20 protein-coding genes are annotated in these 25,379 nt (G+C 61.9%); 13 read left to right on the top strand and 7 right to left on the bottom strand.

The window, feature by feature from the left end; genetic code table 11:
• The first annotated feature begins 155 nt into the window (after positions 1-155).
• The 3 genes from IEY38_RS10050 (at position 156) to IEY38_RS10040 (ending at position 2,466) form a co-directional block, all read left to right on the top strand.
• A complete protein-coding gene (locus tag IEY38_RS10050) occupies positions 156-431 on the top strand; it encodes a hypothetical protein (RefSeq protein ID WP_188977492.1) in 276 nt (91 codons plus the stop codon).
• A 95-nt stretch (positions 432-526) separates the two neighbouring features.
• Entirely contained in the window at positions 527-1,465 is a 939-nt protein-coding gene (locus tag IEY38_RS10045) for an ABC transporter ATP-binding protein (protein WP_188977490.1), read from the top strand.
• Positions 1,462-2,466, top strand: coding sequence for an ABC transporter permease (locus IEY38_RS10040; protein ID WP_188977488.1), 1,005 nt, complete (start codon positions 1,462-1,464; stop codon positions 2,464-2,466). The genes IEY38_RS10045 and IEY38_RS10040 overlap by 4 nt, the downstream gene beginning before the upstream one ends.
• A 164-nt stretch (positions 2,467-2,630) precedes the next feature.
• Here IEY38_RS10040 and IEY38_RS10035 read toward each other — a convergent pair whose 3' ends face one another.
• The 4 genes from IEY38_RS10035 to IEY38_RS10020 form a co-directional block, all read right to left on the bottom strand.
• The gene (locus IEY38_RS10035; RefSeq protein WP_188977486.1) at positions 2,631-4,829 is read right to left on the bottom strand and encodes a hybrid sensor histidine kinase/response regulator; all 2,199 of its coding nucleotides are present in this window, start codon (positions 4,827-4,829) and stop codon (positions 2,631-2,633) included.
• Positions 4,830-4,988: 159 nt separating this feature from the next.
• Positions 4,989-7,067, bottom strand: a complete 2,079-nt coding sequence (gene ligA / locus IEY38_RS10030; RefSeq protein WP_188977484.1) for an NAD-dependent DNA ligase LigA — start codon at positions 7,065-7,067, stop codon at positions 4,989-4,991.
• Positions 7,068-7,213: 146 nt separating this feature from the next.
• Complete coding sequence (locus IEY38_RS10025; RefSeq protein ID WP_188978216.1) at positions 7,214-7,483, bottom strand: HalOD1 output domain-containing protein; 270 nt, start codon at positions 7,481-7,483, stop codon at positions 7,214-7,216.
• Positions 7,484-7,670: 187 nt separating this feature from the next.
• Positions 7,671-8,774 carry a pyridoxal-phosphate-dependent aminotransferase family protein gene (locus IEY38_RS10020; protein WP_188977482.1) on the bottom strand — a complete coding sequence of 368 codons (1,104 nt, stop codon included), beginning with the start codon at positions 8,772-8,774 and terminating at the stop codon, positions 7,671-7,673.
• A 171-nt stretch (positions 8,775-8,945) separates the two neighbouring features.
• Between IEY38_RS10020 and IEY38_RS10015 the strand changes: the two genes are divergently transcribed.
• Positions 8,946-9,104, top strand: coding sequence for a hypothetical protein (locus tag IEY38_RS10015; protein WP_188977480.1), 159 nt, complete (start codon positions 8,946-8,948; stop codon positions 9,102-9,104).
• On the opposite strand, the gene IEY38_RS10010 is transcribed toward IEY38_RS10015, so the two are convergent.
• A complete protein-coding gene (locus tag IEY38_RS10010; RefSeq protein WP_188978214.1) occupies positions 9,070-9,543 on the bottom strand; it encodes a hypothetical protein in 474 nt (157 codons plus the stop codon). The two genes, IEY38_RS10015 and IEY38_RS10010, sit on opposite strands and share 35 nt — an antisense overlap.
• Before the next feature lie 137 nt (positions 9,544-9,680).
• Between IEY38_RS10010 and IEY38_RS10005 the strand changes: the two genes are divergently transcribed.
• Both IEY38_RS10005 and IEY38_RS10000 read left to right on the top strand, forming a co-directional pair.
• Complete coding sequence (locus IEY38_RS10005) at positions 9,681-10,307, top strand: hypothetical protein (protein WP_188977479.1); 627 nt, start codon at positions 9,681-9,683, stop codon at positions 10,305-10,307.
• 33 nt (positions 10,308-10,340) lie between these two features.
• Entirely contained in the window at positions 10,341-12,086 is a 1,746-nt protein-coding gene (locus tag IEY38_RS10000; RefSeq protein ID WP_188977477.1) for an excinuclease ABC subunit C, read from the top strand.
• 107 nt (positions 12,087-12,193) lie between these two features.
• On the opposite strand, the gene IEY38_RS09995 is transcribed toward IEY38_RS10000, so the two are convergent.
• A complete protein-coding gene (locus IEY38_RS09995) occupies positions 12,194-12,910 on the bottom strand; it encodes a fumarylacetoacetate hydrolase family protein (protein WP_188977475.1) in 717 nt (238 codons plus the stop codon).
• Between the two features lie 262 nt (positions 12,911-13,172).
• Here IEY38_RS09995 and IEY38_RS09990 point away from each other — a divergent pair, with 262 nt between their 5' ends.
• From IEY38_RS09990 to IEY38_RS09960, 7 genes are all read left to right on the top strand, one after another.
• The gene (locus tag IEY38_RS09990; protein ID WP_229775268.1) at positions 13,173-14,129 is read left to right on the top strand and encodes a M48 family metallopeptidase; all 957 of its coding nucleotides are present in this window, start codon (positions 13,173-13,175) and stop codon (positions 14,127-14,129) included.
• A gap of 1,267 nt (positions 14,130-15,396) precedes the next feature.
• Positions 15,397-16,842 carry a 2,5-dioxovalerate dehydrogenase gene (gene xacF / locus IEY38_RS09985; protein WP_188977473.1) on the top strand — a complete coding sequence of 482 codons (1,446 nt, stop codon included), beginning with the start codon at positions 15,397-15,399 and terminating at the stop codon, positions 16,840-16,842.
• Positions 16,843-17,513: 671 nt separating this feature from the next.
• The gene (gfo6, locus tag IEY38_RS09980; protein ID WP_188977471.1) at positions 17,514-18,596 is read left to right on the top strand and encodes a D-xylose 1-dehydrogenase Gfo6; all 1,083 of its coding nucleotides are present in this window, start codon (positions 17,514-17,516) and stop codon (positions 18,594-18,596) included.
• Positions 18,597-18,639: 43 nt separating this feature from the next.
• Positions 18,640-19,506, top strand: coding sequence for an MBL fold metallo-hydrolase (locus IEY38_RS09975; protein ID WP_188977469.1), 867 nt, complete (start codon positions 18,640-18,642; stop codon positions 19,504-19,506).
• A gap of 127 nt (positions 19,507-19,633) precedes the next feature.
• Entirely contained in the window at positions 19,634-20,809 is a 1,176-nt protein-coding gene (locus IEY38_RS09970) for a mandelate racemase family protein (protein ID WP_188977467.1), read from the top strand.
• Positions 20,810-20,960: 151 nt separating this feature from the next.
• Positions 20,961-22,268, top strand: a complete 1,308-nt coding sequence (locus tag IEY38_RS09965) for a DUF7405 family protein (RefSeq protein ID WP_188977465.1) — start codon at positions 20,961-20,963, stop codon at positions 22,266-22,268.
• Between the two features lie 136 nt (positions 22,269-22,404).
• A complete protein-coding gene (locus IEY38_RS09960) occupies positions 22,405-23,523 on the top strand; it encodes an iron transporter (protein WP_229775267.1) in 1,119 nt (372 codons plus the stop codon).
• A gap of 172 nt (positions 23,524-23,695) precedes the next feature.
• Here IEY38_RS09960 and IEY38_RS09955 read toward each other — a convergent pair whose 3' ends face one another.
• Positions 23,696-25,372, bottom strand: a complete 1,677-nt coding sequence (locus IEY38_RS09955) for a bifunctional metallophosphatase/5'-nucleotidase (protein WP_188977463.1) — start codon at positions 25,370-25,372, stop codon at positions 23,696-23,698.
• Positions 25,373-25,379: the final 7 nt, after the last annotated feature.

Raw genomic sequence — 25,379 nt, 5'->3', positions numbered from 1 at the left:
AGTTGTGACGGACAACACAATGACGATGCATCGGCGAGCGTCATTCGACTCTGTTCTGGCGACACGAGAATCGAGCACGGGCGAAACGTGCCCCGCTGACGGCGGTTCGAGAGGGGTTGTAAGATATAAACCGCCGGCACGCAAACGATACAGCAATGACTGACGACGAGGAGACGGTCCAGTGCTGGCTGGTCGAGCGCTCCAGTTACGGCGACGAGCGCATGGTGACGCTCATCTATGCGCCCCCGGACGGCGACCGCCACCTGACCAAGCAACTCTCGCCGAACCTGCTCAGGCGCAAACGGATTACGGCGGCTATCGACGTCGAACCCGAACGACTCGAACCGGTCAACGACGAGGAGACACGGGAGCGCTACGCCACAGAGGCCCAGCGAATGGCCGAGCGCCACGACCCTGACGCCGAAGTGTAAGCGAACGTTTCGGCAGCTACGGCCTGTCTATCGAGTTTTTTGATTGATAACTGAAACACGAAAGACTATACAAGCGGCCGTCACAAACCCGCCGTATGGCAGCGATAGAACTGGATGGCGTCACCAAGCAGTTCGGGAGCCTCACCGCGCTGCAAGGGGTCGACCTCACCGTCGAGGAGGGCGAAATCTTCGGCTTCCTCGGCCCGAACGGGGCCGGGAAGTCGACAACGATCAACATCCTCCTTGATTTCGTCCGCGCGACCGACGGGTCGGCGACGGTGCTCGGCCACGACATCCACGAAGAACCGAAGCGAATCCGTGCCCGCACTGGAGTCCTCCCCGAAGGCTACGACGTGTACGACCGGCTCACCGGTCGCCAGCACCTCTCATTTGTCATCGAATCGAAAGACGCCGACGAGGACGCCGACGAACTGGCTGAACGAGTCGGCATCGCCGACGCCATCGACCGCAAGGCCGGCGGCTACTCCAAGGGGATGCAACAGCGTCTCGTGCTGGCGATGGCGCTCGTCGGTGAGCCCGACCTCCTCATCCTCGACGAGCCGACGACCGGGCTCGACCCGAACGGAGCCCGGCTGATGCGCGAAATCATCCGCGAGGAGAACGAGCGCGGCGCGACCGTCTTCTTCTCCAGTCACATCCTCGGCCAGGTCGAGGCCGTCTGTGACACGGTCGGTATCCTCCAAGACGGTCGCCTCATCGCGAAAGATAGCGTCGCCGGGCTGCGCGAGGCCGCCGCTGGAGACACCGTCCTCCGCGTGACGCTTGCCGACGGCGACGGCACCGACGCCGCGGTCGCGGCTATCGAGGGGCTCGACGAGGTGTCGACGGTGACCGCGGACGGAACGACGCTCACTGTCGGCTGTGATAGCGACGCGAAGATGGCCGTGCTCAACGCTGTCGAGGAAAGCGGGAGCGAGGTCGCCAACTTCGAGACCGAGGAAACCTCGCTTGACGAAGTGTTCGCCGCCTACACCGAGCAACAAGAGCAAGAGCAGGCGGAGGTCGACGCATGAGCGCCGAACAGAACCCGGTCAAGCGCCTTCTTGGAGACATCGACACGAGCATCAAGAACTCCGAGTTCGCCGACTGGTACCCGATCTCGAAAAAGGAGTTCCGTGACACGGTCCGCTCCCCGTGGATCTGGGTACTCTCGTTCATTTTCATCGTCCTCTTCGCACTGCCGGCGGTGCTGGGCCTGTATTTCAACATCGGCCAGCAGTTCGCCGAAGCCGGGGCGTCGCTGACGACGGACGCGTACGTCCGCTTTGCACTGCCGATTGCGGCACCGCTGCTCCCCGCTGTGGCAATCGTCATCGGCTATGCCGCGATTGCCCGCGAGAGCGAGCGAGGCTCCCTGAAGATACTGCTGTCGCTCCCGTACACACGCGGTGAACTGCTCGCCGGCAAGTTCGTCGGCCGGAGCGCGATCACGCTCATCCCGGTGACAGTCGGACTCCTGACGACCCTGTTAGTGTTGCTCCCGTCGGAGATCGAGATCGCGTGGGAGTCGTTCCTGCTGTTCGCGCTCGCCACGATGGCGTACGGCGTCGTGTTCACGGCGTTCGCGATCGGCCTCTCCGCGGCGCTGAAAACCGCACGCCGGGCGATGGCAGCGTCGCTCGGGATTTACGTCTATCTGCAGGTGTTCTGGTCGAACCTCGGGGCAGGCCTCGGAAATCTGCTATCGGACCACGCGAACATCGGCCAAGTGACCCAGCTTCACGTCGAGCTGTTCGTCTCGCTGCTGAGTCCCATTGCATCGTACCGCACGCTCGTTCAGGAGATCCTGCAGGGGTCGCCGATCCGCTCTCGACTCCTCCTGACATCGAGTCCGCAGGTGACGTGTGAGGAAATGCTGGGCGGGACGCTCGAAGTGACACAGGCCGGTGCCGAATGTACCAACGCAGCGCTGCCGCCCCAGTACAGCACTGTCGCAGTTATCGCCTACCTCCTCCTGTGGCTGGTCGTCCCGCTGGTCGCCGGCTACTACGTCTTCGAGAACAAGGACCTGTAACGGTCGTCGCTGACGGCGATCTCGTGCTGGCAACTTTGCAGCCACAACGAACGGCGATAGCAACAGTCGGAACGGTACCAAACCGATTGCCTCCCGACGGCAACCAGATGCGTGTTGGTTCACAACGGCTCCGACAGGAGTGTCGTAGCACCACAACGGATTCATCACTCGGGAAACTCGACACCGGTGATTTCGAACCGAGCACCGCCGCCCTCGCTGTCGGTGACGTGGATCTCCCAGCCGTGGACCTCGGCGATCTGTCTGGCGATCCGGAGCCCGAAGCCGGTCCCGTCCTCGGCGGTTGAGTAGCCCGCCTCGAATACCTTCTCGCGTTTGTCGGCGGGGATACCCGGGCCATCGTCGGACACGTAGAACCCCGTTCCGTCGTCAAGGAGCCCGACCGAAACGGTTACCCCCGGGCCGCCGTGTTCGATCGCATTCCCGAAGAGGTTCTCGAACAGGCCCGACAGTCGGTCGCTGTCGGCCTCGGCGATCCACTCCCGGTTCTCGTCGGCCACATACCGTAGCTCGGCGGCTTCGTCGCCGTCCGCGACGATCGTCCAGGCGGCGTCGCTCGTCTCCCGGAGATCGACGGGCTCTGTCATCCCGATATCAACTCCCTCGCGGGCCAGCCTGAGGACGTCGTCGGCGATGTCGTTCATCCGCTGGAGCGCGTTATCCATCGAGTCTAGGTGCTCGCTGTCACACTCCTCGCGAGCGAGCATCAGTCGGCTGCGAGCCACCTGTAGCGGGTTTTGAAGATCGTGAGAGACGACGCTGACAAACTCTTCGAGGCGCTCGTTTTGCTGGGCCAACTCCCGTTTTTGTTCCGTCAGGTCCGTGATGTCTCGAAAGGTCCACAGCCGGCCGAACCGCGTCCCGTCCTCGGCGACGACGGGTGCGGTATAGCGGTCGAACACGCGACCATCGGCGAGTTCGAGTTCGTCTCTGGCGGTCATCTCGGGGCGTTCATACAGTGCCTCAACATCTACGCGAAACGCCTCGGGTTCGGCGACTTGCTCCATTGCCCACTCCAGAGCGACTTCCTCGTCGCCACGTTCGACAATGTCCCGCGGGATGTCCCACATATCGACGAACCGTTCGTTGTAAGAGACGATAGTATCGTCCTCGTCGACGACGAGTATCCCGTCGATCACCGCCTCTTGCTGTGCTTTGAGAATCGACCGCTGCCTGGCGATTTCCGTCTCGTGTTCCCGTTGCTCGGTCACTTCGCGGGTGACACTGACCACGCCCTCGACCGTCCCGTCGATCACAAGCGGCGTGAGCCGGTACTCTAGCACCTCATACCCGTGGCCGGGGAACTCGCCGCTCACCTCCCCACGGAGTTCGTCGCGTTCACCGTCGATTAGGTCCTGGTACGGATCTCCCTCGTACTCGCTCCGGATCTTCGGCAGAAGACTGCTTGGTTCCCCTTCCAGTTCCTCTCTCGTCGTTCCGTAGAACGAGGCGAGATACTGATTGACGAGTTCGAACCGCCCCGCCGTGTCGTAGATGCAGGCCGATTCCGGCATCGTGTTTACCATCCGCTTGTATCGCTCCAGTTTGCGCTCTCGCTCCCGGAGGTCGGTGATGTCCATGACGAACCCTTCCAGTGCGTCCGGTTCGTCCGCTGCCACCGGAACTCGGTGTCCGTGTTCCCACATCCACTTCTCGATGCCGTCGGCAGTGATAATCCGATAGGTCACCTCGAACTCACCCTGGGCCGCGAGCGCGTCCTGGACCGTCTCCCAGATCCGGTCGCAGTCCTCCGGATGGAGTACGTCGTCGCCCCAGACTACCTCCCCAGTCTCGAAGTCTGCAGCCGTGTAGCCGGTGAGAGATTCGATCTCGCCCTCGACGGTTTCCATCGGCCAGCCCGATGCGTTGGGACGGCGATAGACCATCCCCGGAAGGCTGCTGATGAGCGACTCCAATCGCCGGGTTCGCTCGTCGAGCTCTCGGCGGGACCTGCTTGCGCCGACGGCGTTGCAGATCCGGTTCGCGAGCAGTTTGTACTGCTCGGTGCCCGAGCCCTTCTGGAGGTAATCGGTCACGCCAGCAGATATCGCGTCGCTCGCGATTTCCTCGGACCCTTTCCCGGTGTAGAGGATGAATGGGAGGTCACCGTGGCCCTCACGAACGGTTTCGAGGAACTCGATTCCGTTCTGGTCCGGCATGTCGTAGTCCGAGACGATACAGTCGAAGCGCTCCACGGAGAGTCGCTCCATCGCCGCATCGACATTCGTCGCGGTCTCGACACACAATCGGTCGTCCTCGTGTTCGAGCACTGTCGCCGTCACGTCCACGAGGTCCGAGTTGTCGTCGACGTGAAGAACGCGGACTGTCTCACCGGCGAAGTCCATAGTCTTTCAAGTATAATAGAAATACGCGAACAAAATAGATAGGGTCAACAACGGACACAGACGCGAGACGGGTGATAGCGTGATTGGTCGGTTCGAGCGTGCGTCCGAACGTATCGCGATAGCCGATTGCGGCTCACTCGGGACCGTTTGACCCCCCGCTCACAGCACACCAGCGACGTCCAGCAGTTCTTCGAACTCTGCTTCGGTAAGCGTCGTCACGTCGTGTTCGGCCGCGTCGTCCTGTTTTCGCTGACCGGGGTTGTCACCGAGCACCAGATAGTCCGTGTTGCCGGAGACGCTGCTGGTCGCCGACCCGCCGTTGCGCTCGACCAGTTCCTGCGCGTCGCTGCGGGTGTAGCCGTCGAGTGAGCCGGTGAAGACGAATGTTTGTCCCTCCAGAGCGTCGCCACCCGTTTCCTCGGCGGCCTGCGGATCGACGTAGTCGAGCAGGCGGTCGATGACGGCACGGTTGCCCTCGCCCTCGAAGAACTCCACGATGGAGCGGGCGACTGCCTCACCCACGTCGGGGACGGTCTCGAACGCGTCGGTATCGCCCTCGTCAGCAGCGTCGAGTATCGCCTCGAACGTACCGAACTCCTGAGCGAGGTTTCGCGCCGTGACAGTCCCGACTTCGGGGATGCCCAGCGCGACGAGGAAGTCCGCGAGCGGTGGTTCACGGGCGGCGTCCATCCCCTCGACGAGGTTCCGGGCACTGGTCTCGCCCCAGCCCTCCAGATCGGTGAGATCCTCGACGGTAAGTTCGTACAGGTCCGCGGGGTCCGAGACGAGGCCGGCGTCCAGCAGCTGCTGGACGGCCTTCTCGCCGACGCCCTCGATATCCAGCGCGTCGCGGCTGGCGTAGTGCTCGACGCTGCGCTCGCGCTGGGCGGGGCAGGTCAGCCCGCCGGTGCAGAACGCCATTGGGCCATCGCGCTCGACGGGACTGTCACACGCCGGGCAGGTTGCCGGGAACTCGAAGTGACCGTCGCCGTCGTCGTCGAGTACTTCGACGACATCCGGGATGACGTCGCCGGCTCGCTTGATGCGGACGCGGTCGCCCACGTCGACGCCGAGGTCGGCGATGAGCGACGGGTTGTGTAGTGAGGCACGCGAGACGGTGACGCCACCGACCTCGACGGGGTCCATGAGCGCGACGGGGGTGAGCCGCCCGGTCCGGCCGACCTGCACCACGATGTCCCGCACTGTGGTTTCCTCTTTCCGGGCCGGGAACTTGTAGGCGAACGCCCAGCGCGGGGCGCGGGAGGTCGACCCGAGTGCGTCGCAGGCATCCATGTCGTCGACCTTGATGACGACACCGTCGATTTCGTAATCGAGGTCGTCGCGGGCCTGCTGCTGGTCGTTCCGGTAGTCGATGGCGGCGTCGATGTCCTCGACGACGGCGGTCCGCTGGCACACCCGGAGGCCCCACTCGGGAAACCGTTCGTGCATCTCGCTGTGGCTCTCGAAGTCGACCGAGGCGTCGAGGACGCCGAAGAAGAATATTGACAGCGGGCGCTCGGCGGTCACCGACGGGTCGAGCTGGCGGAGCGTCCCGGCGGCGGCGTTGCGGGGGTTCGCGAAGGGGTCCTCGCCGCGCTCGACGCGCTCGCGGTTGAACGCCGTGAAAGCGTCCCGCGGGATGTACACCTCGCCCCGGACGGCCAGATACTCGGGGTACTCACCGCGGAGCCGCTGGGGGACGCTGGAGATGGTCCGGACGTTCTCGGTCACGTCCTCGCCGACCTCGCCGTCACCACGCGTCGCGGCCCGCTGGTAGACGCCGTCCTCGTAGACGATTTCGACGGAGAGGCCGTCGAACTTCGGCTCGCAGAAGTACTGCACGTCGTCGGTGTCGAGCCGGCCCCGGACCCGCTCGTCGAACTCCCGTACATCCACTTCCTCACCGCCCTGATCAATAGAGCCCATCCGGGCGACGTGTTCGACATCGGGGAGTTCGTCCAGTGGCTCGCCACCGACGCGCTGAGTCGGACTGCCATCAGTGTCGAGATCGAACGCCGATTCGAGTCGCTGGAGCCGGGTAAACAGCGCATCGTAGGCCCGATCGCCGATGGCCGGGTCGTTCTCGACGTAGTACCGGTAGTCGTGGTCGCGAATGGCCTCGCGCAACTGGTCCGCCTGGTCGCGGGCGGTCTCGGCGTCGATGGTCTCGACGGGCTCGAACTCAGTCCGCGGATCGGAGAGATAGGGGTTCTCGACGGCGTCCTCGGCAGTGGTCATGCTGACGGAGTGTTGCGCCTCGGATACAAAAACGGCTCTGCTCCGGCCCTCAGGTCAGGGGAGCAACGGGCGGAAGCTGGGAGTGAGTGTTACCCACGTCGCTGCCGCCCGTGACAAGGGGAGAGAAAGAGTGCAGAAACTGCCAGCTATCGGCCGATACTGGAACTGGGGGCCTCGATGACGAGTTCCCCATCGCTTCGGACGGTGACCGAGTGATCGGCGTATTCAAACGAGATGCTAACAGGTGTCGAGCGCTTCGGAGAGTCGAGGAGTGAATCGAGCGCTTCGGGGTCGATAGTCTCGTACAGCGGTGCGAAGTCAGTCTGTTCCCGGCCGGTCATGGCAGAGATGTACTCAGTCACTGCCGCGCTGGGCCGCGTCTCGCTCCAGTCGAACTGTTTTCTGGTCACGTTCATCGATGTTGGGGTGTCGCCGTCCCTACTCCGCCTGTTACTTTTACTCATACGGTTTGTCTGTTTACATCAAAGTAGCAATCAGTAATATAGTCTTCCCAGCATTATCAAACTGTGAAAATGCCACATCGTAGAATCGAACTGCCCCAAATCTACCTGTAGCCCCGGCCTCCGTCGATTATCGCTCTGTTTACAGGTCGGCGATGTCTTCGATTGCGTCGGTTAGCTCCTTGATACTCTCGACGGTGTGCTCGCCCATGTGCCCGATGCGGAAACTCTCCTCGCTGATGTCGCCGTAGCCGCTGGAGAACACCATGTCGTACTCCTCGGAGACGGCCTCGACCGTCTCGGCGACGTTGATATCCTGCGTGTTCTCGATGCAGGTGACCGTCTGGGACTCGTAGCCTTCCTCGGGATACAGGTCGAAGTGTTCGCGGGCCCACTCGCGCGTGTACTCGGCCATCTCCTGATGGCGCTGGTCGCGGGCGTCGTGGGTCTCATCGAGCATGTGTTTCATCTGCTTGCGGTAGGCGAGCATGAGCGGGATCGCCGGCGTGGAGTGGGTCTGGCCCTTCCGGTCGTAGTAGTCCAGACAGCGCTGGAAGCCCCCGTACCACGACGCAGAGTCCTTCTCCAGTTCCCGCTCGTAGGCCGCGTCGCTGACGGCACAGACAGCCAGCCCGGGTGGCATGGCGAACGCCTTCTGTGTGGACGTGAAGATGGCGTCGATGCCGTGAGCTTCGATGTCGATCTGGTCGCCGCCGAGACAGGAGATAGCGTCGACGATGAAGTAGGTATCCGGGTACTCCGCGATTACGTCGCCGATTTCCTCGATCGGGTTTCGGACGCCGGTCGAGGTCTCGTTCATCACGGCCCCGACAGCGTCGTAGTCGCCAGCTTCGAGCGCGTCGCGGATATCGTCGGGTTTGACCGCCTGCCCCCAGTCGTACTCGATGCGGTCGACGTCCTTGCCGAGGCGCTCAGCGACGTTGGCCTGGCGCTCGCTGAACGCGCCGGAGGTCGGCACGAGCATGCTGTCCTCGACCAGATTGAGCGTCGTCGACTCCCAGAACTCCGTGCCCGACGCCGTGAGCACGATGACGTCGTTGTCGGTCCCGAGGAACTCCTTCGTGTCCTCGACGATGGTGGTGTAGAGGTCGGTCATCCGGTCCATCCGATGGCCGAACATCGGCTCGGCCATCGCCTCGATAACGTCCTCGCGTACCTCTGTCGGCCCCGGAAGATACAGCGTCTTGTCCTGGTAGTCGTCTTTGTATTCGCGTTTTTCGGTCACAGAACCACCTGTAGTAGGTACACTCTCGAATCCGGGGGGCATGGTAGTTTTGATACCGGGCGGAGCGAACCGGCGCACGCCCTGAAGCACGCGTACGCTCACAGGGAAGAAACACAAATGGCAGTTATACCCGCCACGAAGTATTTATCAGTTGAACAACCACATTCGACCATGGGCCGCCACACCCCGCTCACAGACATCCAGCGAGCGGCCGTCGCCGAGAGAGCGGTCGAGCAGGTCGCCGACACGCTGGTCGAGATGCACGATGGCTCGCAACTGAGCCAGCGCAACCCGCTCAGCGACGGCGATACCAGCGGATACCGTACATGACCAGCCCGGCGTAAATCGCCGGCCCGACCAGAACTGTCGCACTGGTCGCTACCATGCCGCTGAACAGATATCCGAGGAACACGTCGATAAACACCAGCAGGAAGGGCGCGAGCGCGAGTGCCTTCCCGCCGGTTCTGAGCGCCGCGTCGAACGTCGACTGTGTCGCAGCAATTGCCCCGACGCCGGCGACGACAAGGAGATACAGCGCGGCACCCGGAGGCGAAACGAGTGGGAGCGTGAACAGTGCGATACCGGCGAATACGACACCGACGATTGTCGGCCCGTTGTCGCTCTGTGCGAGCGCGTTCTGGATGCCGTCGAGGTCACCGGCGTTGAGGGCCGCTTCGAGGTCCGACGTGGTTTGACTGCCGCCAGCGTCGAGGACCGTTGTCCCGGTTCCAGCGTCGACCGGGCTATCGAAGTCCCGGCCACAGTGCATACACCACGTCGCGGTCGCACTGACTTTCTCCGAGCAGTGAGGGCAGCGGGGATCGGCGGTCATACTGTCATGTTCGAGGGCGCACAGTTAGCGGTTACGGGGGGAGAATATACACGTCTCCGGGGTAAACGGGGTGTATGGATTGGGTCGCACGGGCCGAAAGCCTCCTGTACGACGGTGAGGTGATCGAAGCAGACGTTCGGCTGGACCGTGGTGGCGTCGTCGTGACGAGCCACCGCGTGCTCGTGTTCACGCCGGACCGCGAGGGGTCGAATTACCGACAGGTCGACCGCCCCAACGTCGAGGGCGTCGACGTCACCACGAGTGGCGACTGGTCGTTCCTCGAACTCGGCGTGAAGGCACTGGTCGTCGGCGTCGTACTGGTAGCAGCCGGGATGACCGTGAGCCTCGACAGCCTCGTCAGTAACGTCTCGCTGGATAGTGGTGGTGCCGCCAGCGCCGTCGGCATTGGCGGGATGCTGGGAATGCTCCAGACGATGCTGACGCTGATGGCGCAGCTAGATGACCTGATGCGGCTGTTCGGCGGCCTCGCGCTGGCCTTTGCCGCTGTCGTCCTGGGAGTCTATCTCTGGAGCCGCGACCGACTGCTCGTCGTGCGCGTCGCCGGTGACGACGACATTGAACTGACCGCACCAGACGACGAGAGCGTCGTCGAGCGGATCCAAGCCGCCATCGTTCCGGAGACTCCCCCGTCCGATGCCGAAGGGACGGCACAGCCGCCGCCCGACGACCCGCTCCCGTGACGTTCAACCCCGCCGAGCGCTAACCCCAGAGTAATGGACGCCGACGAGGTTCGAGAGCGCGCGGGGTCGTTGCCACGGGAGCCCGGCGTGTACCTGTTCGAACAGGGCCGGGACGACACGCGCCGGGTCCTCTACGTCGGGAAGGCCGTCGACCTGCGCGACCGCGTGCGCTCCTACGCCGACCCGCGGAGCGAGCGCATCGCCAAGATGGTCGAGCGAGCCGAGACGATCGACTTCGCCGTCACCGATACCGAAACACAGGCGCTGCTGCTCGAAGCGAACCTCATCAAGCGCCACCGACCGCCGTACAACGTCCGGTTGAAAGACGACAAGTCCTACCCACTGGTCCAGTTGACCGACCATGCCGTCCCCCGAATCGAGGTGACACGCGACCCGGAGGACGGCGCGACCGTCTACGGACCGTTCACCGACAAAGGACGGGTGGAAACAGTGGTGAAGGCCCTGCGGGAGGCGTACGGCCTGCGGGGGTGTTCCGACCACAAGTACAGCAACCGGGACCGGCCCTGTCTCGACTACGAAATGGGCATCTGTACCGCGCCCTGTACCGGCGAAATCGGCGAAGCCGAGTACGCCGAGGACGTGGAATCGGTCACGCGGTACTTCGAGGGCGAGACCGGCGTCCTCGCGGACCCGTTGCGCCGCGAGATGGAAGCCGCCGCACAGAACCAGGAGTTCGAACGCGCCGCAAACCTCCGTGACAAGCTCGGGGCCGTCGAAGCGCTCCACGGCGAGGGCGACACCGCGGTCAGTGACTCCGGAGGATACCAGACGACGGACGTGCTCGGGGCCGCCATCGAAGGCGAGCGAGCTATCGTCGCGCGACTGCACGCCGAGGGCGGCAAGCTCGTCGAACGGGACCGGCACACGCTCGAAGCACCGGACGGCGAAGGCACCGCCGGCGTGTATCGGGCGTTCATCCCGCAGTACTACGCCGAGCGGGAGCTACCCGACCGGATTCTCTGTGCCGAGGACCCCGCCGACCCAGATATCGAAGCATGGCTTGAGAGCGAGGGTGTCACACTCGGGGTGCCCGGGGCCGGTCGAGAGGCGACGCTGGTCAACCTCGCGCTGAAGAACGCCCGCCAGCGCGGTGGCACCGACGACGAGAGCGGCCGGCTGGCCGATGCGCTGGGAATCAGCCGTCCGAGCCGTATCGAGGGCTTCGACGTGAGCCACGCGCAGGGTCGGTCGGCTGTCGGCTCGAACGTCACGTTTGTCGACGAGACGCCAGAGAAGAGCGACTACCGGCGGAAGAAGCTCACCGAGCAAAACGACGACTACGCGAACATGCGCGAACTCCTCCGCTGGCGGGCCGCGCGCGCCGTCGAGGGCCGGGACGACCGCCCAGACCCGGACCTGCTGCTCATCGACGGCGGCGACGGCCAGCTCGGGGCGGCTCGCGACGCCCTCGCAGAGACTGGCTGGGACGTTCCGGCCATCGCGCTCGCGAAAGACGAGGAACTGGTCATCACGCCAGACCGCGTGTACGACTGGGACGACGATGCCCCACAGCTCCACTTGCTCCAGCGAGTGCGTGACGAAGCGCACCGCTTTGCCGTCCAGTACCACCAGACGCTACGGGACGAAGTCTCGACGACGCTGGACGACGTCCCCGGCATCGGCCCGGAGACGCGGAAGCGGCTGCTCCGACGCTTCGGTAGCGTGGACAGCGTCAGAGCGGCCTCCGACGAGGAACTGACGGCTATCGACGGTATCGGCGAGCAAACCGCGGAGACGATTCGGACCCGGCTACAGTGATTTCGTATAGCAGATAGTAGTTTATCGTCGATAGCTGGCCAAACCCACGATTCTCCGTATAGATGTCGTAAAAAGCCGCTACGCTACGTTTTCGGCGACCTGATACGTTATGGCTCGACAACCGAGTTGCGGAGCGTCCCGACACCCTCGTAGGTTATCTCGATCGTGTCGCCGGGCGCGACCGTACCTGGGTTGGCTGGGCTGCCGAAGGCGATGACATCGCCAGGGCGGAACGTGAACCGCTCCGAGAGGTACGCGACTACCTCGTGCGGTCCGAACAGCATCTCGCTGGTATTGGCAGACTGTCGGCGCTCGTCGTTGATGTCGGTGTACATATCGATACCGGTGGGGTCGACGTCAGTCTCGATCCACGGGCCCAGGGGGCCGGAGCCGTCGAAGGCTTTGCGTGCGGTTCGGCCCTGCTGGTCCAGCGCGTCGACGTCGTTCAGTATCGTGTAGCCTGTAACGGCGTCAGAAACGTCAGCCGGGTCGAGGTCGTGACACCGCTCACCGATGACCGCAGCTAGCTCACCGGCGTAGGTGAGCTCGTCGGTGAACGGCGGGTAGAGAATGTCCTGTTCGTGGGCGAGTAGTGCTGTCGGAGGCTTGATGAAGAAGTCCGGCTCCTCAGGACGGTCGTAATCCATCTGGTCATTGGTAGCGGCGTAGTTCCGGCCGACGCAGTACAGCGCGGTTGGTTCACACGGCGGGAGCAGTCGGCCATCGCGGCCAACCACGTACTGGCCGTCGTCGGCGTTGATGACACCGTCAACGTATTCGCCGGTGACCGGTCCATCCTCGGTCAGGAGTCGTGCAGTTCGCATACCGAGTGGTCTGTGTGGCGGTGAAAAAGGCGTGTCGGCTACAGCGTACACCGCTCGACAGCCATCACCAGCCGCAAGGCCGAGAGCGCTACTCTGTGACCGGTATAGCAAATCATCGATCCGTTTGCTGTAGTCAAGATAAATCTAATATCGCTATATCAAATAGTCCGACGACCACGGAACAGGCATCGAAGGGGTCAAACGATGGAACGGCGGTGACACCACCGAAGCGACTTTTTCGCACAGCGGCGTACCAGCATACATGTCTGTGACCCGACGGCTACTCATGGCCGTCGTCGGACTGCTGTCGCTGCTGGTCTATCTCGCGGCGGCATACGTCGGGTATATGCTGCTTCTGCCAGTGTGGGACAGCCGTCCATCGCCACTGATGGCCACGCTGGTCATTATCGGGACAGCGATTGCTCTTGGCGTCCTGAACTACTGGGCTGCAACGGCGCAGCTCAAGCGGTCTCTCGATGCAGTCGAACTCTCTCGGGCGCGCGTGCCAGAGGCCTACCGCCGCCTCGACACGCTTGTCGCTCAAATGGACGTCGAGACGCCGACGCTGCTACTGGCGGAGTTGCCAGTTCCGAACGCGTTCGCCATCGGCGGCGGCGCTGGGGCGATCGTCGTCGACAGGCAGCTGTTCCGGCTGCTGTCCGTGTCGGAGTTTGAGGCGCTGCTGGCGCACGAACTCGCGCATCTGGAGACTCGCGATGCGCTCGTTCAGACTGTCGCGTACAGCCTCGTACAGACGCTTATTGGGCTCGTCGGCCTCGTGGTGTTCCCCATCGTGGTACTCACCGGCGGTATCGCCCGTTCACTCGCACTGCTACGCGGCGACCCGTCATCGTGGTCGCGCTCCTGGCTTGGGCGGGCACAGCGATACGCGCTACAGGTCGTTGCCGGTCTCGGATTCGCGGTGACGCTGCTGATACTCGGCTACTCCAGACGTCGCGAGTTGGCAGCCGACGACCGTGCGATCGAGATAACGGAGAATCCCCTTGGACTTGCTCGTGCCCTCGCGAAGATCGAGCAGGCGTCGAAACCAGACCCCGGTCTCCTGCGGCAGTTATACGTACACAACGAAGCGGACAGTGAGCTTTCACGCCTCTTATCGACGCATCCACCGATGGACGAACGAATACAGCGGCTACAGGAGCGAGCGCAGCACGGTAGCTCCGCAAAGGTGAGCAAGTCGTCAGGCAGCCGTCGGTAGTTGTATCGTTCAGTAACGGCGAAAGCGCAGTAACATGTCCAATCAGCGCTTTCAGACATAGACAACCAGATTCAACAGCCATATCGGAAGTATATAGTCAGAATTCGGCCAGTTTCGTCATAGATACTGCTCGTAACACGCCGGTTTCAGTAAGCTGGTCTGACCGACCAAAATCTCGTTTGAGGCGTGGATAGAAACACGACTGTGTGGGTCTGTCGCGACGCCGATCGAGACAAGTAGCCGGGTAGTGTTGCGTCCGATGCCGACGTGTGGAAAGTCTCTATAGACACATTGAAAGCAACATAGCAGTCCTAGAAACCGCTATATTCGGCAAGGCACTACAGCTACATATGCAAGCCAGCATCCCAAAACGAGCGACGGAGGGAGCAAAGAGCGACGCATATGGATGCCCGCTATGTAACTGTGGTGCGGACAGTGAAGAGGACATTTACTGCCATCTGCTGGTATCACACCGGAAGAGTGCACTTGTTGACGAACTTCTCGAAAGAGTGGACAGCGACGAGTTAGCCCGGGTTTAATTTCGGTACAGACGCCAGTATCAACTTAAGTACTAAATAATGGCCCCTGGAAAGATTGATGTGATATTTGTCCACATACTTGTTGAATTGGTATCCAGAATCTGAAATCGAGGGGTAAAATTGGAACCGTTAGCATGGTAAATTTAACCTGGTTCGAGAGAATTGGGCCGCCCTACAGCGCATTGACTGGTATTTTTTCGCCGGTACTGGTTATCCCTATCAATTAAATATCGCTATATCAAATAGCGGGTGAGCGGCGCACCGGCGACAGCCGATCCAGCAACGACCAGCAACGGATCGATAACATACATACACATGTTATACTATGAAGTGGATTTATATACTAGAAGAGGGCGAAGCAACGAGCAATCATAACGACACGGCAACAGAATAGATCAGAGAGACCGGTACGGACCGACATAGTATTTCCAGCAACACAGATATCGCAACGCGGCCACGCCCCCGTTGTGACAGATCTGGCAACACACAGATTGTGTTGTCGTGATGTTTGACAGCGGTAGCTATTTTAGTGATCTTCGATTGCGATTCCCCTGTGATTCAGTTGTCACAATCCGGTTGGGTGGACAGGCGGCGATGGCACCGACTTCGGTGTTCTCGAGCATTGCCGTGACCCACCGGCATCAACCGGTCGTTCCATACCGTCGAACGACGCGGCACGGCGAAGGATGGGAAACGCGTAAGTATTGGGAATGAGATGAATCAAACGTATGACGCAGACGTATGAGAACTATATCGGCGGTGAGTGGACCGGGAGCGGAGAGACACATGACGTCACGAACCCGGCAGACGAGACTGACATCGTCAGCACGGTTCCGGTGGCCTCGGCGGCGGACGCCGACGAAGCGGTCGCGGCCGCGGCAGCAGCAACAGACGAATGGGGCGAGATGCCCGGCCCGGAGCGTGGTGCGATCCTGCGTGAGACCGGTGAAATCCTGAAATCCCGGAAAGACGAGCTTGCGGAGACACTGACCCGCGAAGAGGGGAAGCCGCTCGGCGAAGCCGAAGGCGAGGTACAGCGGGCGATTGATATCTTCTATTACTACGCGGAGAAGGCACGCGACTTCGGCGGGACCGTCAAACAGCCAAGTGGCGGACGGGCCAGCCTGCAGACGAAGAAAGAGCCGATGGGCGTCGCGGCGCTCATCACGCCGTGGAACTACCCCATCGCGATCCCGGCCTGGAAGATTGCTCCGGCGCTTGCGGTCGGCAATACTGTCGTCATCAAGCCCGCGATGCAGGCACCGACCGTCGGCGCGATGATCGTTGAGGCGCTGGACGAGGCTGGCATTCCGGACGGCGCTATCAATCTGGTCTGTGGCCCCGGGAGCGAGGTCGGTGAGCGACTGACCACCCACGACGACGTCGACGTAGTGTCGTTCACCGGCAGTGCCTCGGTCGGCGAACACGTCTACGAACAGGCGACGAGCAACGGGAAGCGCGCTCAGGCGGAGATGGGCGGAAAGAACCCGACTGTGGTCATGCCGAGCGCCGACGTGGACAAAGCGGCCGACATCGTTGGAGCCGGAGCCTTCGGCGGGACGGGGCAGGCCTGTACGGCGACCTCCCGGGCTATCGTCCACGAGGACGTGTACGACGAGTTCCTTGACGCCATCGTCGACTATGCAGAGTCCCTGGATATCGGAAACGGCCTCGACCGGGCCGGCATGGGCCCCCACGTCAGTGAGGACGAACTCGCGGGAAGCCTGGAGTACATCGACATCGCACAGTCGGAGGGGGCGACTCTCGAAACGGGCGGCGAGGAACTCACCGGTGGCGAGTACGACGCCGGGAACTTCATCTCGCCGGCCGTCTTCTCCGACGTCGAGTCGGATATGCGAATCGCACAGGAAGAGGTATTCGGGCCGGTGCTCGCCGTGATTCCCGTCTCCGACTTCGACGAAGGTGTCGAGGTCGCCAACGATATCGACTACGGGCTCTCGGCCAGCATCGTGACCGACCAAATCGAGGAGGAAAACGAGTTCATCGAGCGTTCCGAGTCCGGTGTGGTCAAAGTCAACGAGAAGACGACTGGGCTGGAGCTGCACGTTCCCTTCGGCGGCCTCAAGCGCTCCTCGACGAACACCTACCGCGAGCAGGGTGACGCCGGACTGGAGTTCTTCAGCTACATCAAGACGGTGTACCGCAACAGCTAATCGAGGCGGCCATCACCGCTAACTACGAAGTGGCATTTTTGCTACATAGTTTTTATATGGTACTAATCGATACTTCTTGTCGCTCTTGGCAACCGCAAGAGCGTGCAAAGTCATGGTCGTAGCCCACCGACCGACGATGGTGGACCGATCCCAGCATCGGCACTGTCTGTCCCATACAGACGTTCCACTCTCGTTTTTAGCGCCCCAGCATCCGGACCAAGCGTCACTACCGCGAAATACCACTAACCGGGCCAGTCTGAGTGCGGCGAGAAATACCACGTGTGCACACAGCGGGTGGGACAGAGATCCGAATCGATCCTCTGTCAAACGAACCGAGGTACTCCACTCACGGCCATCCGTTCATAATGATGGAACACCTTCCGTAACGGTTGTACTGTCGTTATTCTCGATACGGAAAACCGGAGAGCGGAGACGAAGACAGACCACAGACGGACCGTGAGACAGCATTTTCCACTCGAATTGTCGCCCCGGTCGGTGTAAGATATCGTCGGGTGAGACTATCATATCGTTCCACAGTACCAAACACCTATGTCATCTGTCGGGACCAGCTTACTCAACTGGTGAACTATCATTCGTTCCGCTGGAACAGTGCAGGCTGACACGGGCGTCCCAACACAAAAGATAATATCCAGCCAGTCGATGACAGCGGCATGAACGTTAACGCGCTCACGGGAGGATTCGACCGTCGAGACTGGCAAGAACAGACAGAGACCGACGACCCAGTTCGGTTCGCGATGATCGGCGTCGGCTGGTGGACCACCGAACAGGCGATGCCCGCCGTCGACGCGGCGGAGCTCTGTGAAACGACTGTGCTGGTCAGCAGCGACCGCGAGAAAGCGGCGGACGTGGCAGCTGATTCGGAGACAGTCGAACACGCGATTACGTACGAGGGGTTCCACGATGGGGCCGCAAGCGACGCGTACGACGCCGTTTACATCGTCACCCCGAATGCGCTCCACCTCCCGTACGTCGAGACGGCGGCAGAACTGGACAAGGCGATCCTCTGTGAGAAGCCGATGGAGGCCACCATCGAACGCGCCGAGCGAATGGTCGAGGTCTGTGAGGAACACGACGTGACGCTGATGATAGCCTATCGGATGCACACCGAGCCAGCCGTCCGGCGAGCGAAGGACCTCATCGACGAGGGGTACATCGGCGAGCCGCTGTTCGTCCACGGCAACATGACCGAACCCATTCTCGAACTCGTCCCCGACCCCGACCAGTGGCGGCTGGACGGGGAGCTGTCCGGTGGGTGTGCCGTCATGGATATCGGCATCTATCCGCTGAACACGAGCCGATTCCTGCTGGATGCCGACCCCGTGGCCGTCCGGGGAACCGTCGCATCGGTGCAAGAGGAGTTTGCCGACGTGCCCGACGAACACGGGGCGTTCCAGCTAGATTTCCCCGGCCACGCGTACGCGGTGTGTACCGCCAGCCAGAACGCACATCTCGACAGCCACATCTCCGTACTCGGAACTGAGGGCAAGGTCCGCGTCGAACCGGCTTTCTACCCCTGGGACGACCGCGCGCTCCAGCTGTCTCACGAGGGGACGACGGTCGACATCGACTTCGAACAGATCGACCAGATGGAAGAGGAGTTCGAGTACTTCGCCCACTGTCTGCTGACCGGCACTGAGCCCTACGCCGACGGGGAACACGGCCTCGTCGACATCAACACGATCAAGGCCGTCTACGAAGCCTCCAAGACGGAGTCGACGGTCACGCTCGATTGATCCGGTGCGAGATTTTTTGACCCGGCCAGACATAGTTCGGCGCATGGTTCAGTCAACGTGGGACAACTGGTTCGTCCGCGACGAGATAGAAGCGACAGACCCCGGCGACGGCGTCGTGATCTGGTATCTCGGCTGTAACGGGTTCGTACTCCGCTCGCAGTCGACGACGCTGTACATCGACCCCTACTTCGGTACTGGCGATCCGCCGAACCTCATCCGTATGATTCCGGTGCCGATGGACCCCGCGGACGCGACCCAGTGTGATGCCACACTCGTCACACACGAACACATCGATCATATGCATCCGCCGTCGTACGGCCCGCTGGTCGAGGACCTCGGCGCGGATCTGTATGCGCCGTCGGCATCGTACGAGTCCCCGGACTACGACGGTGAGATGCGGGTGCCCGACGAGCAGCGCAACGAGATCGCCGTCGGCGACGAGTTCGCTGTCGGCGATTTCACCGTCCACGTTACTGGGACGAACGACCCCGACGCCATCGAACCGGTGGGGTACGTCATCGAGCACGACGCCGGGACGTTCTTCCACGCCGGCGATAGCCGGCCTGCCGAGGCGTTTTCCGACGTCGGCGAGCGGTTCGACATCGACGTGGGGGCGCTGGCGTTTGGCACCGTCGGTTCCATCTACGAACCTGAGTCAGACAGCGGTGTCAGAACGAAGTGGTATATGGACGAAAACGAGGTCATCGAAGCCGCGAACCAGCTCCAGCTATCCCGGTTGCTCCCCTCCCATCACGATATGTGGCAGGGTGAAGCCGGCGACCCGAAGGTGCTTCACGAGCACGCGGTGTCGTTCGACTACCCCCGAGTCATCGAACCGCTGTACATCGGCTGTTCAGTGCGGCTGGGTGAGCCCGGGATTCGCCGTCTCAACGCGCTGGGCGACGGCTGATGGCGTCGCCGTTTCCGCCCTGCCTTTCGTTTGATGAAGCGGATACAGGTTCAAACAGCCACCCGGCGTGCTGTCGTTCGTTTGGCGCGGGATAGCTTTAATATCCCAACCTCGGAACATCAGACAAATGTCGCCAACGATAACGAAGATCGAAAGCCGAGAGTTCGAGTACCCCCTCGAGGACGTGGGGACCGACAAGCACGGTTTCAATCTGGTCTATGCGCCGGGCGAGACAACGACGCGGAAACTATTCGGCATCCAGATCCATACTGATGAGGGAATTACGGGCGAGTACGTCGGCGGCAACTCGCCGGCAGCCGCCCAGTACAACATCACCGCCCAGTATCTCATCGGCAAGGACCCGCTGAAACGCGAAAAGCACTGGTCCGAATGTAAGCGCGCGCTCCGGAAGTACGACCGGATGGGTATCGGCCCAATCGACATCGCGCTGTGGGACTTCGCCGGCAAGTACTACGACGCGCCGATTCACGAACTGCTGGGGACCTACCGCGAGCGTATTCCTACCTACGCGTCGACGTACCACGGCGACGACGCGGGCGGGCTGGACTCACCCGAAGCCTTCGCCGACTTCGCCGAGGAGTGCCGCGACGAGGGCTTCGGCGGCTTCAAGATTCACGGCTGGGGCGGCGGCGACGACTCTCGGAGCCTTGACCGCGAAGTCGAAGCGGTTCACGCTGTCGGCGAAGCAGTCGGCGACGAGATGGACCTAATGCACGACCCGGCCTGCGAACTGGAGACATTTGCTGACGCGCTGGAACTGGGCCGGGCGCTCGATGAACAGGACTTCTTCTGGTACGAGGACCCGTTCCGTGACGGCGGCATCTCACAACACGCCCACAAGAAGCTGGCACAGAAACTCGACACGCCGATTCTCCAGACCGAACACATCCGCGGACTGGAAATCAAATCCGACTTCGCCGCCAGCGAGGCGACCGACTTCCTCCGGGCCGACCCCGAATACGACGCGGGCATCACCGGCGCGATCAAGGTGGCCCGCATGGCCGAGGCGTTCGGACTGGACGTGGAGTTCCACGCGCCTGGTCCCGCCCAGCGCCACTGCATCGCCGCCTGCCGCAACTCCAACTACTACGAAATGGCGCTTGTCCACCCGGACTGCCAGAACACTCAGCCGCCGGTGTACGAGGGCGGCTACTCCGACCTGATGGACGCTGTCGATGACGACGGAACGGTCAGTGTCCCTGACGGCCCCGGTCTGGGCGTCGAGTATGACTGGGACTACATCGAGGACAACACCACCGGAAGCGTCCACGTCTACGAATAGCGGCACGTTTTCTTGGAGAGCGTCACCCGTCTATTTTGATCGCCTCAGTAGCGGAAACGCCTCGTAGCGAGCAGAGACAGGCCGCAAAAGGTCGTCCTGTTGGATGTCAGGCAAATATTTATGCCGAACTCGTCCGAACGGACAGTAGTTGATGACGGACGGAGACAGGAACCTGACCCGCCGGGAAGCGCTCCGCGCAGCCGTCGCGGTCGGAGGGTCGGCAGGGCTCGCAGCCTGCCTCAATCTAGAGAGCCAGCCAACGGAGACGGGAGAGGCTAACCGTAATACCGACCGGCCAGACGGCACTGAATCAGCGGCTGAACTACCGAATCGACAGCACGCATGGAACGAGTTCTCTCGAACCGACAAGCACGGGAACCCGGTGCTCGCTCGGCATCACGTGTTGCTACTGGCTAACTATGTTGGCGACGGGCCGGTCGACGACGTAGACCGGAAGCAGGCTGCGAACGCGTTTCGCGAGCTAGAGGAGACGTATCGGTGGGCGTCCGACGGGCTGCTGTTTACTGTCGGCTACTCTCCAGCATACTTCGACCGATACGACGAACCGCTTTCGGAGTCGGTTGACCTGCCACGGCCGGCGGCACTAGCCCCTTTCGAGGACCCGTCGTTCGATACCCCGGATCTCCTCGTTCATCTGGCAAGCGACCGCGCTTCGGCGGTGCTCGAGGCCAAGCAAGCGCTATTCGGTGAGTTGGAAACCGCAAACGGGAGCGAAGTCACCGAAACCATAGACGGGATAGTCGAGTTGGTCGATCGGCGGACGGGATTTATCGGTCCGGGGCTCCCGGCGGAACACGACGACGTGGACGGCGTTCCGGACGGAGCGGTCCCCAAAGATGCACCGCTGTTCATGGGTTTCAAATCGGGGTTTGTAGAGAATCAGGCAACAGAAAACAGCGTAACGATCACCGAGGGTCCGTTCGCGGGCGGCACCACGCAACACCTCTCACTGCTACGCACAGAGCTGGACCAGTGGTACAACCAAGATTCCCGGGAACAGCGCGTCGCAAAGATGTTCTCGGCGACGCACGCAGCGGAGGATCTGGTTGAGGGTGTCGGCGACAACCTCGGTGATTCGTCGCTCGTCTCAGAGACTGGCGTCGGTGACCGAGTCAGTGACGACGCATTTGAGGAAGGCGTGGTCGGGCACGCCCAGAAGCTCGCACGTGCGCGAGACGAGAACGGCGACCCACGGCTCCTCCGACGCGACTTCGCGACAGTAGACGATGGCCGAACCGGTGTCCACTTCCTCAGTCTCCAGGAGAGCATCGCGGACTTTATTCAGACCCGGAGCGCCATGAACGGCACTGACGTTGCGAATGTCGGCGGCGTCGGCACGAAGAACAACAACGGGATACTGCAGTACATTACCACAGTTCGACGCGGGAACTACTTGCTCCCGCCCCGATCAAAGCGCTCGTTCCCCCGTCCGTCGTGACCCGACTGGACCCACAGCCCTCCCGAACGACGGCGATAGTGTGTCCCTGACAAGGTTTTATATTCTTTCCGAGAGACTAATCACTATACAGACCATGTGGCCCGGGAGAGACCCTACGCGCCGTGACTTCATCGCTATGAGCGGGGTAGCACTTGGGATGAGTGTCGCCGGCTGTGCAACGGGGGACGACGCCGCGGGCGAGACTGAGACTCCGTCCGGGGCTGCACCTGGCGGCACCGAAGCAACGCCCGAGGGAACCAAAGCGGGGCGGGAGAACGAGCTCCCGACAGCTACTGCGCAGGAACGCCCATTGGTACACATCCCGGCACATCAGGACGGGATGCGGATGGTCGGTATGACCGAGGTGGGGCCGTACATGGTGGCGATGTCCTATACACTGCTTCACGACTTCTGGGTACTGGCTGGCCAAGAGAAGAGTTACGTACGGATCAACGATGGGCAGGGACTGCACCTTATGGCAACCGTGTGGGACCCGGAGTACAACCAGCGTATCCCGCTGGGTAGCCCGCCAGTCGAGGTTCGAGACGCCGCGAGCGGCGACAGTGTGGCCGAGAAGTCGCTGTGGCCGATGCTGTCCCAGCAGATGGGCCCCCACTTCGGAGACAACGTCGCGTTTCCCGACGAGGGTGAGTACACGGTGCAACTCTCGTTTGACCCGGTTTCGGCGCGGCAGTTAGGGGAGTATCGCGGGCGATTCACCGACTCAGTGGACGCCGAGTTCGACCTGCTGTTCAGAACCGACATCACGAACAACATCCGCGAGCGGTTCGTCGACGAGGCAGGGCAAGCGGGGGCGCTCGAACCGATGGAGACGAACATGAAACCCAACGGATCGCTGCCGGGGGTGAGGGCGCTACCGGGAGATCACGGTGGTATCGTCGAGGGTGGGGCCGCGAAATTTGTGGTACAGGTTCTGCGCAAGGCCCCGGCGGGAATCGACAGTTCGGGCCCGTATCTCGCGGTGTCCGCTCGAACACCGTACAACCAGTATCCACTCCCGTTCATGGGCCTCCGAGCAACTGTTTCCAGCGCCGGTGAAGAGGTCCGCGAGCCACTGAAGGCAGCCATTCACCCCGAACTGGGGTACCATTACGGTGCCCCGTTCCCTGCTATCGCGATGGGTGACGAGATGACGCTAGAGGTCGGAGCCCCGCCGCAGATCGCGCGACATCGCGGCTACCAGACTGCGTTTCTGGAGTTCGACGACATGACGCTCACACTTGGAGAGCAGTAGTCAGGGCCGTTCAGAGATACAGCGAAGAGACAATGTTTCTCACGTGAGGTGTGGCTTGGCCGTGTCACGCCAGCTACGAGCGAGATGAAACGCCGAGAGGAGCGTCAGACCAGAAAACGTCTGCTAGCGCCGAGACAGTACCGATTGGCCCGAGTGAGTCCATATCTGTGTGTTACGCTGTCGTGATGCGGCCTTCGACCGACGGCGAAATCGTTCCGTCTTCCTTGATTGCGTCCTCGACGATGACCGACAGCAGTTCGCCCTCGTTCGCGTCGATAATGCGTGGAGCGTCCTGGAACATCGTGTAGCCGTCGCCGCCGGTGGCGGTGAAGCCGTTTGTTGCGACGGTGTAGGTTGCTTCGGTGTCGAGTGGCTCGCCGCCGACCGTTACCTCAGTGACGCGGTCGCCCTTCGATTTGTCCGGGTCGTAGGTGTACCGCATACCGCTCACTTGCAAGAACCCGCCCCCGCCAGTCGAACTGAGTTCCAGCGCCTCGACCAGCGTGTCACCGGTAACCTCGATGGTCACTTGGTTGTTTCCGAACGGGAGAACGCTGTAGACCATCCGTCTCGTGATGTCGCCTTCAGGGTAGAGTTCGTCAGTCCGAATGCCACCACCGTTTTGGATTGCGATGTCCGCATTGCCGTGGCTGCGGAGCGCATCGGCGATGTAATTCCCGAAGTTCGATTCCTCGGAACGGACAGTGTCCTCGCGGGCATCGAGCGGAACGGTTGTCTCCCCGATGACGACGTCGAGTTCGTCACTAAGCTGGCTTTCGTAGTTCTGCGCGACTTCGAGCACGTCTGGGTGCGGTTCGACACGGTCCTCCTCAACCGCAGCAGCGGTGTCGTACACCGTCAGGCTGTGGTCGGTACGCTCCCCATCTTCGACGGTGAGCGTCAGTTCGCCGAGGTACTCGTACTCGTCCCCGACAAACGAAAGCACCGTGTCGTTCACGACTTGCGGCTCCTCGGAGAACTTCGCGGCGTGGTCGCCGACGATAGCGTCGATCCCGTTGACAGCCTCCGCGAGTTCGACGGCAACCGGGCTCGCCACGTGGGACAGCACGACGACGAGGTCGGCACCGTCGTCCCGCATTTCGGTCACGACCTCGTCGACGGGTTCCTCAAGGCCCGGGACATCCGTGGTCTCACCCATCGTCGTGATCGTCGGTGCTTCGACGTTGATTATGCCCGTGATACCGACCGTCACGTCGCCGGCCTCGACGAGTTCGTACTGGCTCGCTCCATGCTCAGCACCGAACACGTCGCCCGTCTGTGTGTTGCGGGCGTTCGCGCTTACCCACTGGAACTCGCTGTCGATAATACGGTCCCGCAAAACGTCCGGCCCTCTGTCAAAGTCGTGGTTTCCGAACGTGTCGAACTCCAGCCCGCCTTCGTTGAACGCGTCGACAATGTGTTTCCCGTCGAACTGTGCGGAGAGAATGGAGGTGGCCAGATCGTCCCCGGATCCAACCTTTATCGAGTGTTCGTTATTGTCCGCAATCTGATTCATCAGATCGAAGTAGGTGGCGATGTTCGCCGCCTCTTCGAGGTCGCCATAACTGCCGTGGACGTGGGTGTCGTGGACGAGCGTCACCTCGCCCGTTGCAGGTTCAGATTCGGTCTCGGCAGTTCCAGATGAAGTCGCGGTCTCCTGAGCGTCTTCGGATTCTTCGTCGGTCTGCTCAGTCCCGTCCTCGGTACTGGAAGAACAGCCAGCGAGACCCACAGCCCCGAGTGCAGCAGTAGCCGAGAGGAACTTCCGCCGGTCGACTGGTCTGTTCTCCGTTCGGTCCGCTGAAGGCGTTTCTACGTCATCTTTGTTGCTTCGTGCCACAGTACCCATTAGATTG

This window comes from Haloarcula sebkhae, from assembly GCF_014647415.1.
In the GTDB taxonomy this organism is placed as follows: domain Archaea; phylum Halobacteriota; class Halobacteria; order Halobacteriales; family Haloarculaceae; genus Haloarcula; species Haloarcula sebkhae.
Note: the sequence above shows the minus strand (reverse complement) of the source record. Positions and strands in the feature narration are given on the sequence as shown.

Coding starts and splice junctions, on each gene's coding strand:
- IEY38_RS10050 (WP_188977492.1), top strand. CDS start 156: ATGACTGACGACGAGGAGACGGTCCAGTGCTGGCTGGTCGAGCGCTCC.
- IEY38_RS10045 (WP_188977490.1), top strand. CDS start 527: ATGGCAGCGATAGAACTGGATGGCGTCACCAAGCAGTTCGGGAGCCTC.
- IEY38_RS10040 (WP_188977488.1), top strand. CDS start 1,462: ATGAGCGCCGAACAGAACCCGGTCAAGCGCCTTCTTGGAGACATCGAC.
- IEY38_RS10035 (WP_188977486.1), bottom strand. CDS start 4,829: ATGGACTTCGCCGGTGAGACAGTCCGCGTTCTTCACGTCGACGACAAC.
- ligA (WP_188977484.1), bottom strand. CDS start 7,067: ATGACCACTGCCGAGGACGCCGTCGAGAACCCCTATCTCTCCGATCCG.
- IEY38_RS10025 (WP_188978216.1), bottom strand. CDS start 7,483: ATGAACGTGACCAGAAAACAGTTCGACTGGAGCGAGACGCGGCCCAGC.
- IEY38_RS10015 (WP_188977480.1), top strand. CDS start 8,946: ATGGGCCGCCACACCCCGCTCACAGACATCCAGCGAGCGGCCGTCGCC.
- IEY38_RS10010 (WP_188978214.1), bottom strand. CDS start 9,543: ATGCACTGTGGCCGGGACTTCGATAGCCCGGTCGACGCTGGAACCGGG.
- IEY38_RS10005 (WP_188977479.1), top strand. CDS start 9,681: ATGGATTGGGTCGCACGGGCCGAAAGCCTCCTGTACGACGGTGAGGTG.
- IEY38_RS10000 (WP_188977477.1), top strand. CDS start 10,341: ATGGACGCCGACGAGGTTCGAGAGCGCGCGGGGTCGTTGCCACGGGAG.
- IEY38_RS09995 (WP_188977475.1), bottom strand. CDS start 12,910: ATGCGAACTGCACGACTCCTGACCGAGGATGGACCGGTCACCGGCGAA.
- IEY38_RS09990 (WP_229775268.1), top strand. CDS start 13,173: ATGTCTGTGACCCGACGGCTACTCATGGCCGTCGTCGGACTGCTGTCG.
- xacF (WP_188977473.1), top strand. CDS start 15,397: ATGACGCAGACGTATGAGAACTATATCGGCGGTGAGTGGACCGGGAGC.
- gfo6 (WP_188977471.1), top strand. CDS start 17,514: ATGAACGTTAACGCGCTCACGGGAGGATTCGACCGTCGAGACTGGCAA.
- IEY38_RS09975 (WP_188977469.1), top strand. CDS start 18,640: ATGGTTCAGTCAACGTGGGACAACTGGTTCGTCCGCGACGAGATAGAA.
- IEY38_RS09970 (WP_188977467.1), top strand. CDS start 19,634: ATGTCGCCAACGATAACGAAGATCGAAAGCCGAGAGTTCGAGTACCCC.
- IEY38_RS09965 (WP_188977465.1), top strand. CDS start 20,961: ATGACGGACGGAGACAGGAACCTGACCCGCCGGGAAGCGCTCCGCGCA.
- IEY38_RS09960 (WP_229775267.1), top strand. CDS start 22,405: ATGAGCGGGGTAGCACTTGGGATGAGTGTCGCCGGCTGTGCAACGGGG.
- IEY38_RS09955 (WP_188977463.1), bottom strand. CDS start 25,372: ATGGGTACTGTGGCACGAAGCAACAAAGATGACGTAGAAACGCCTTCA.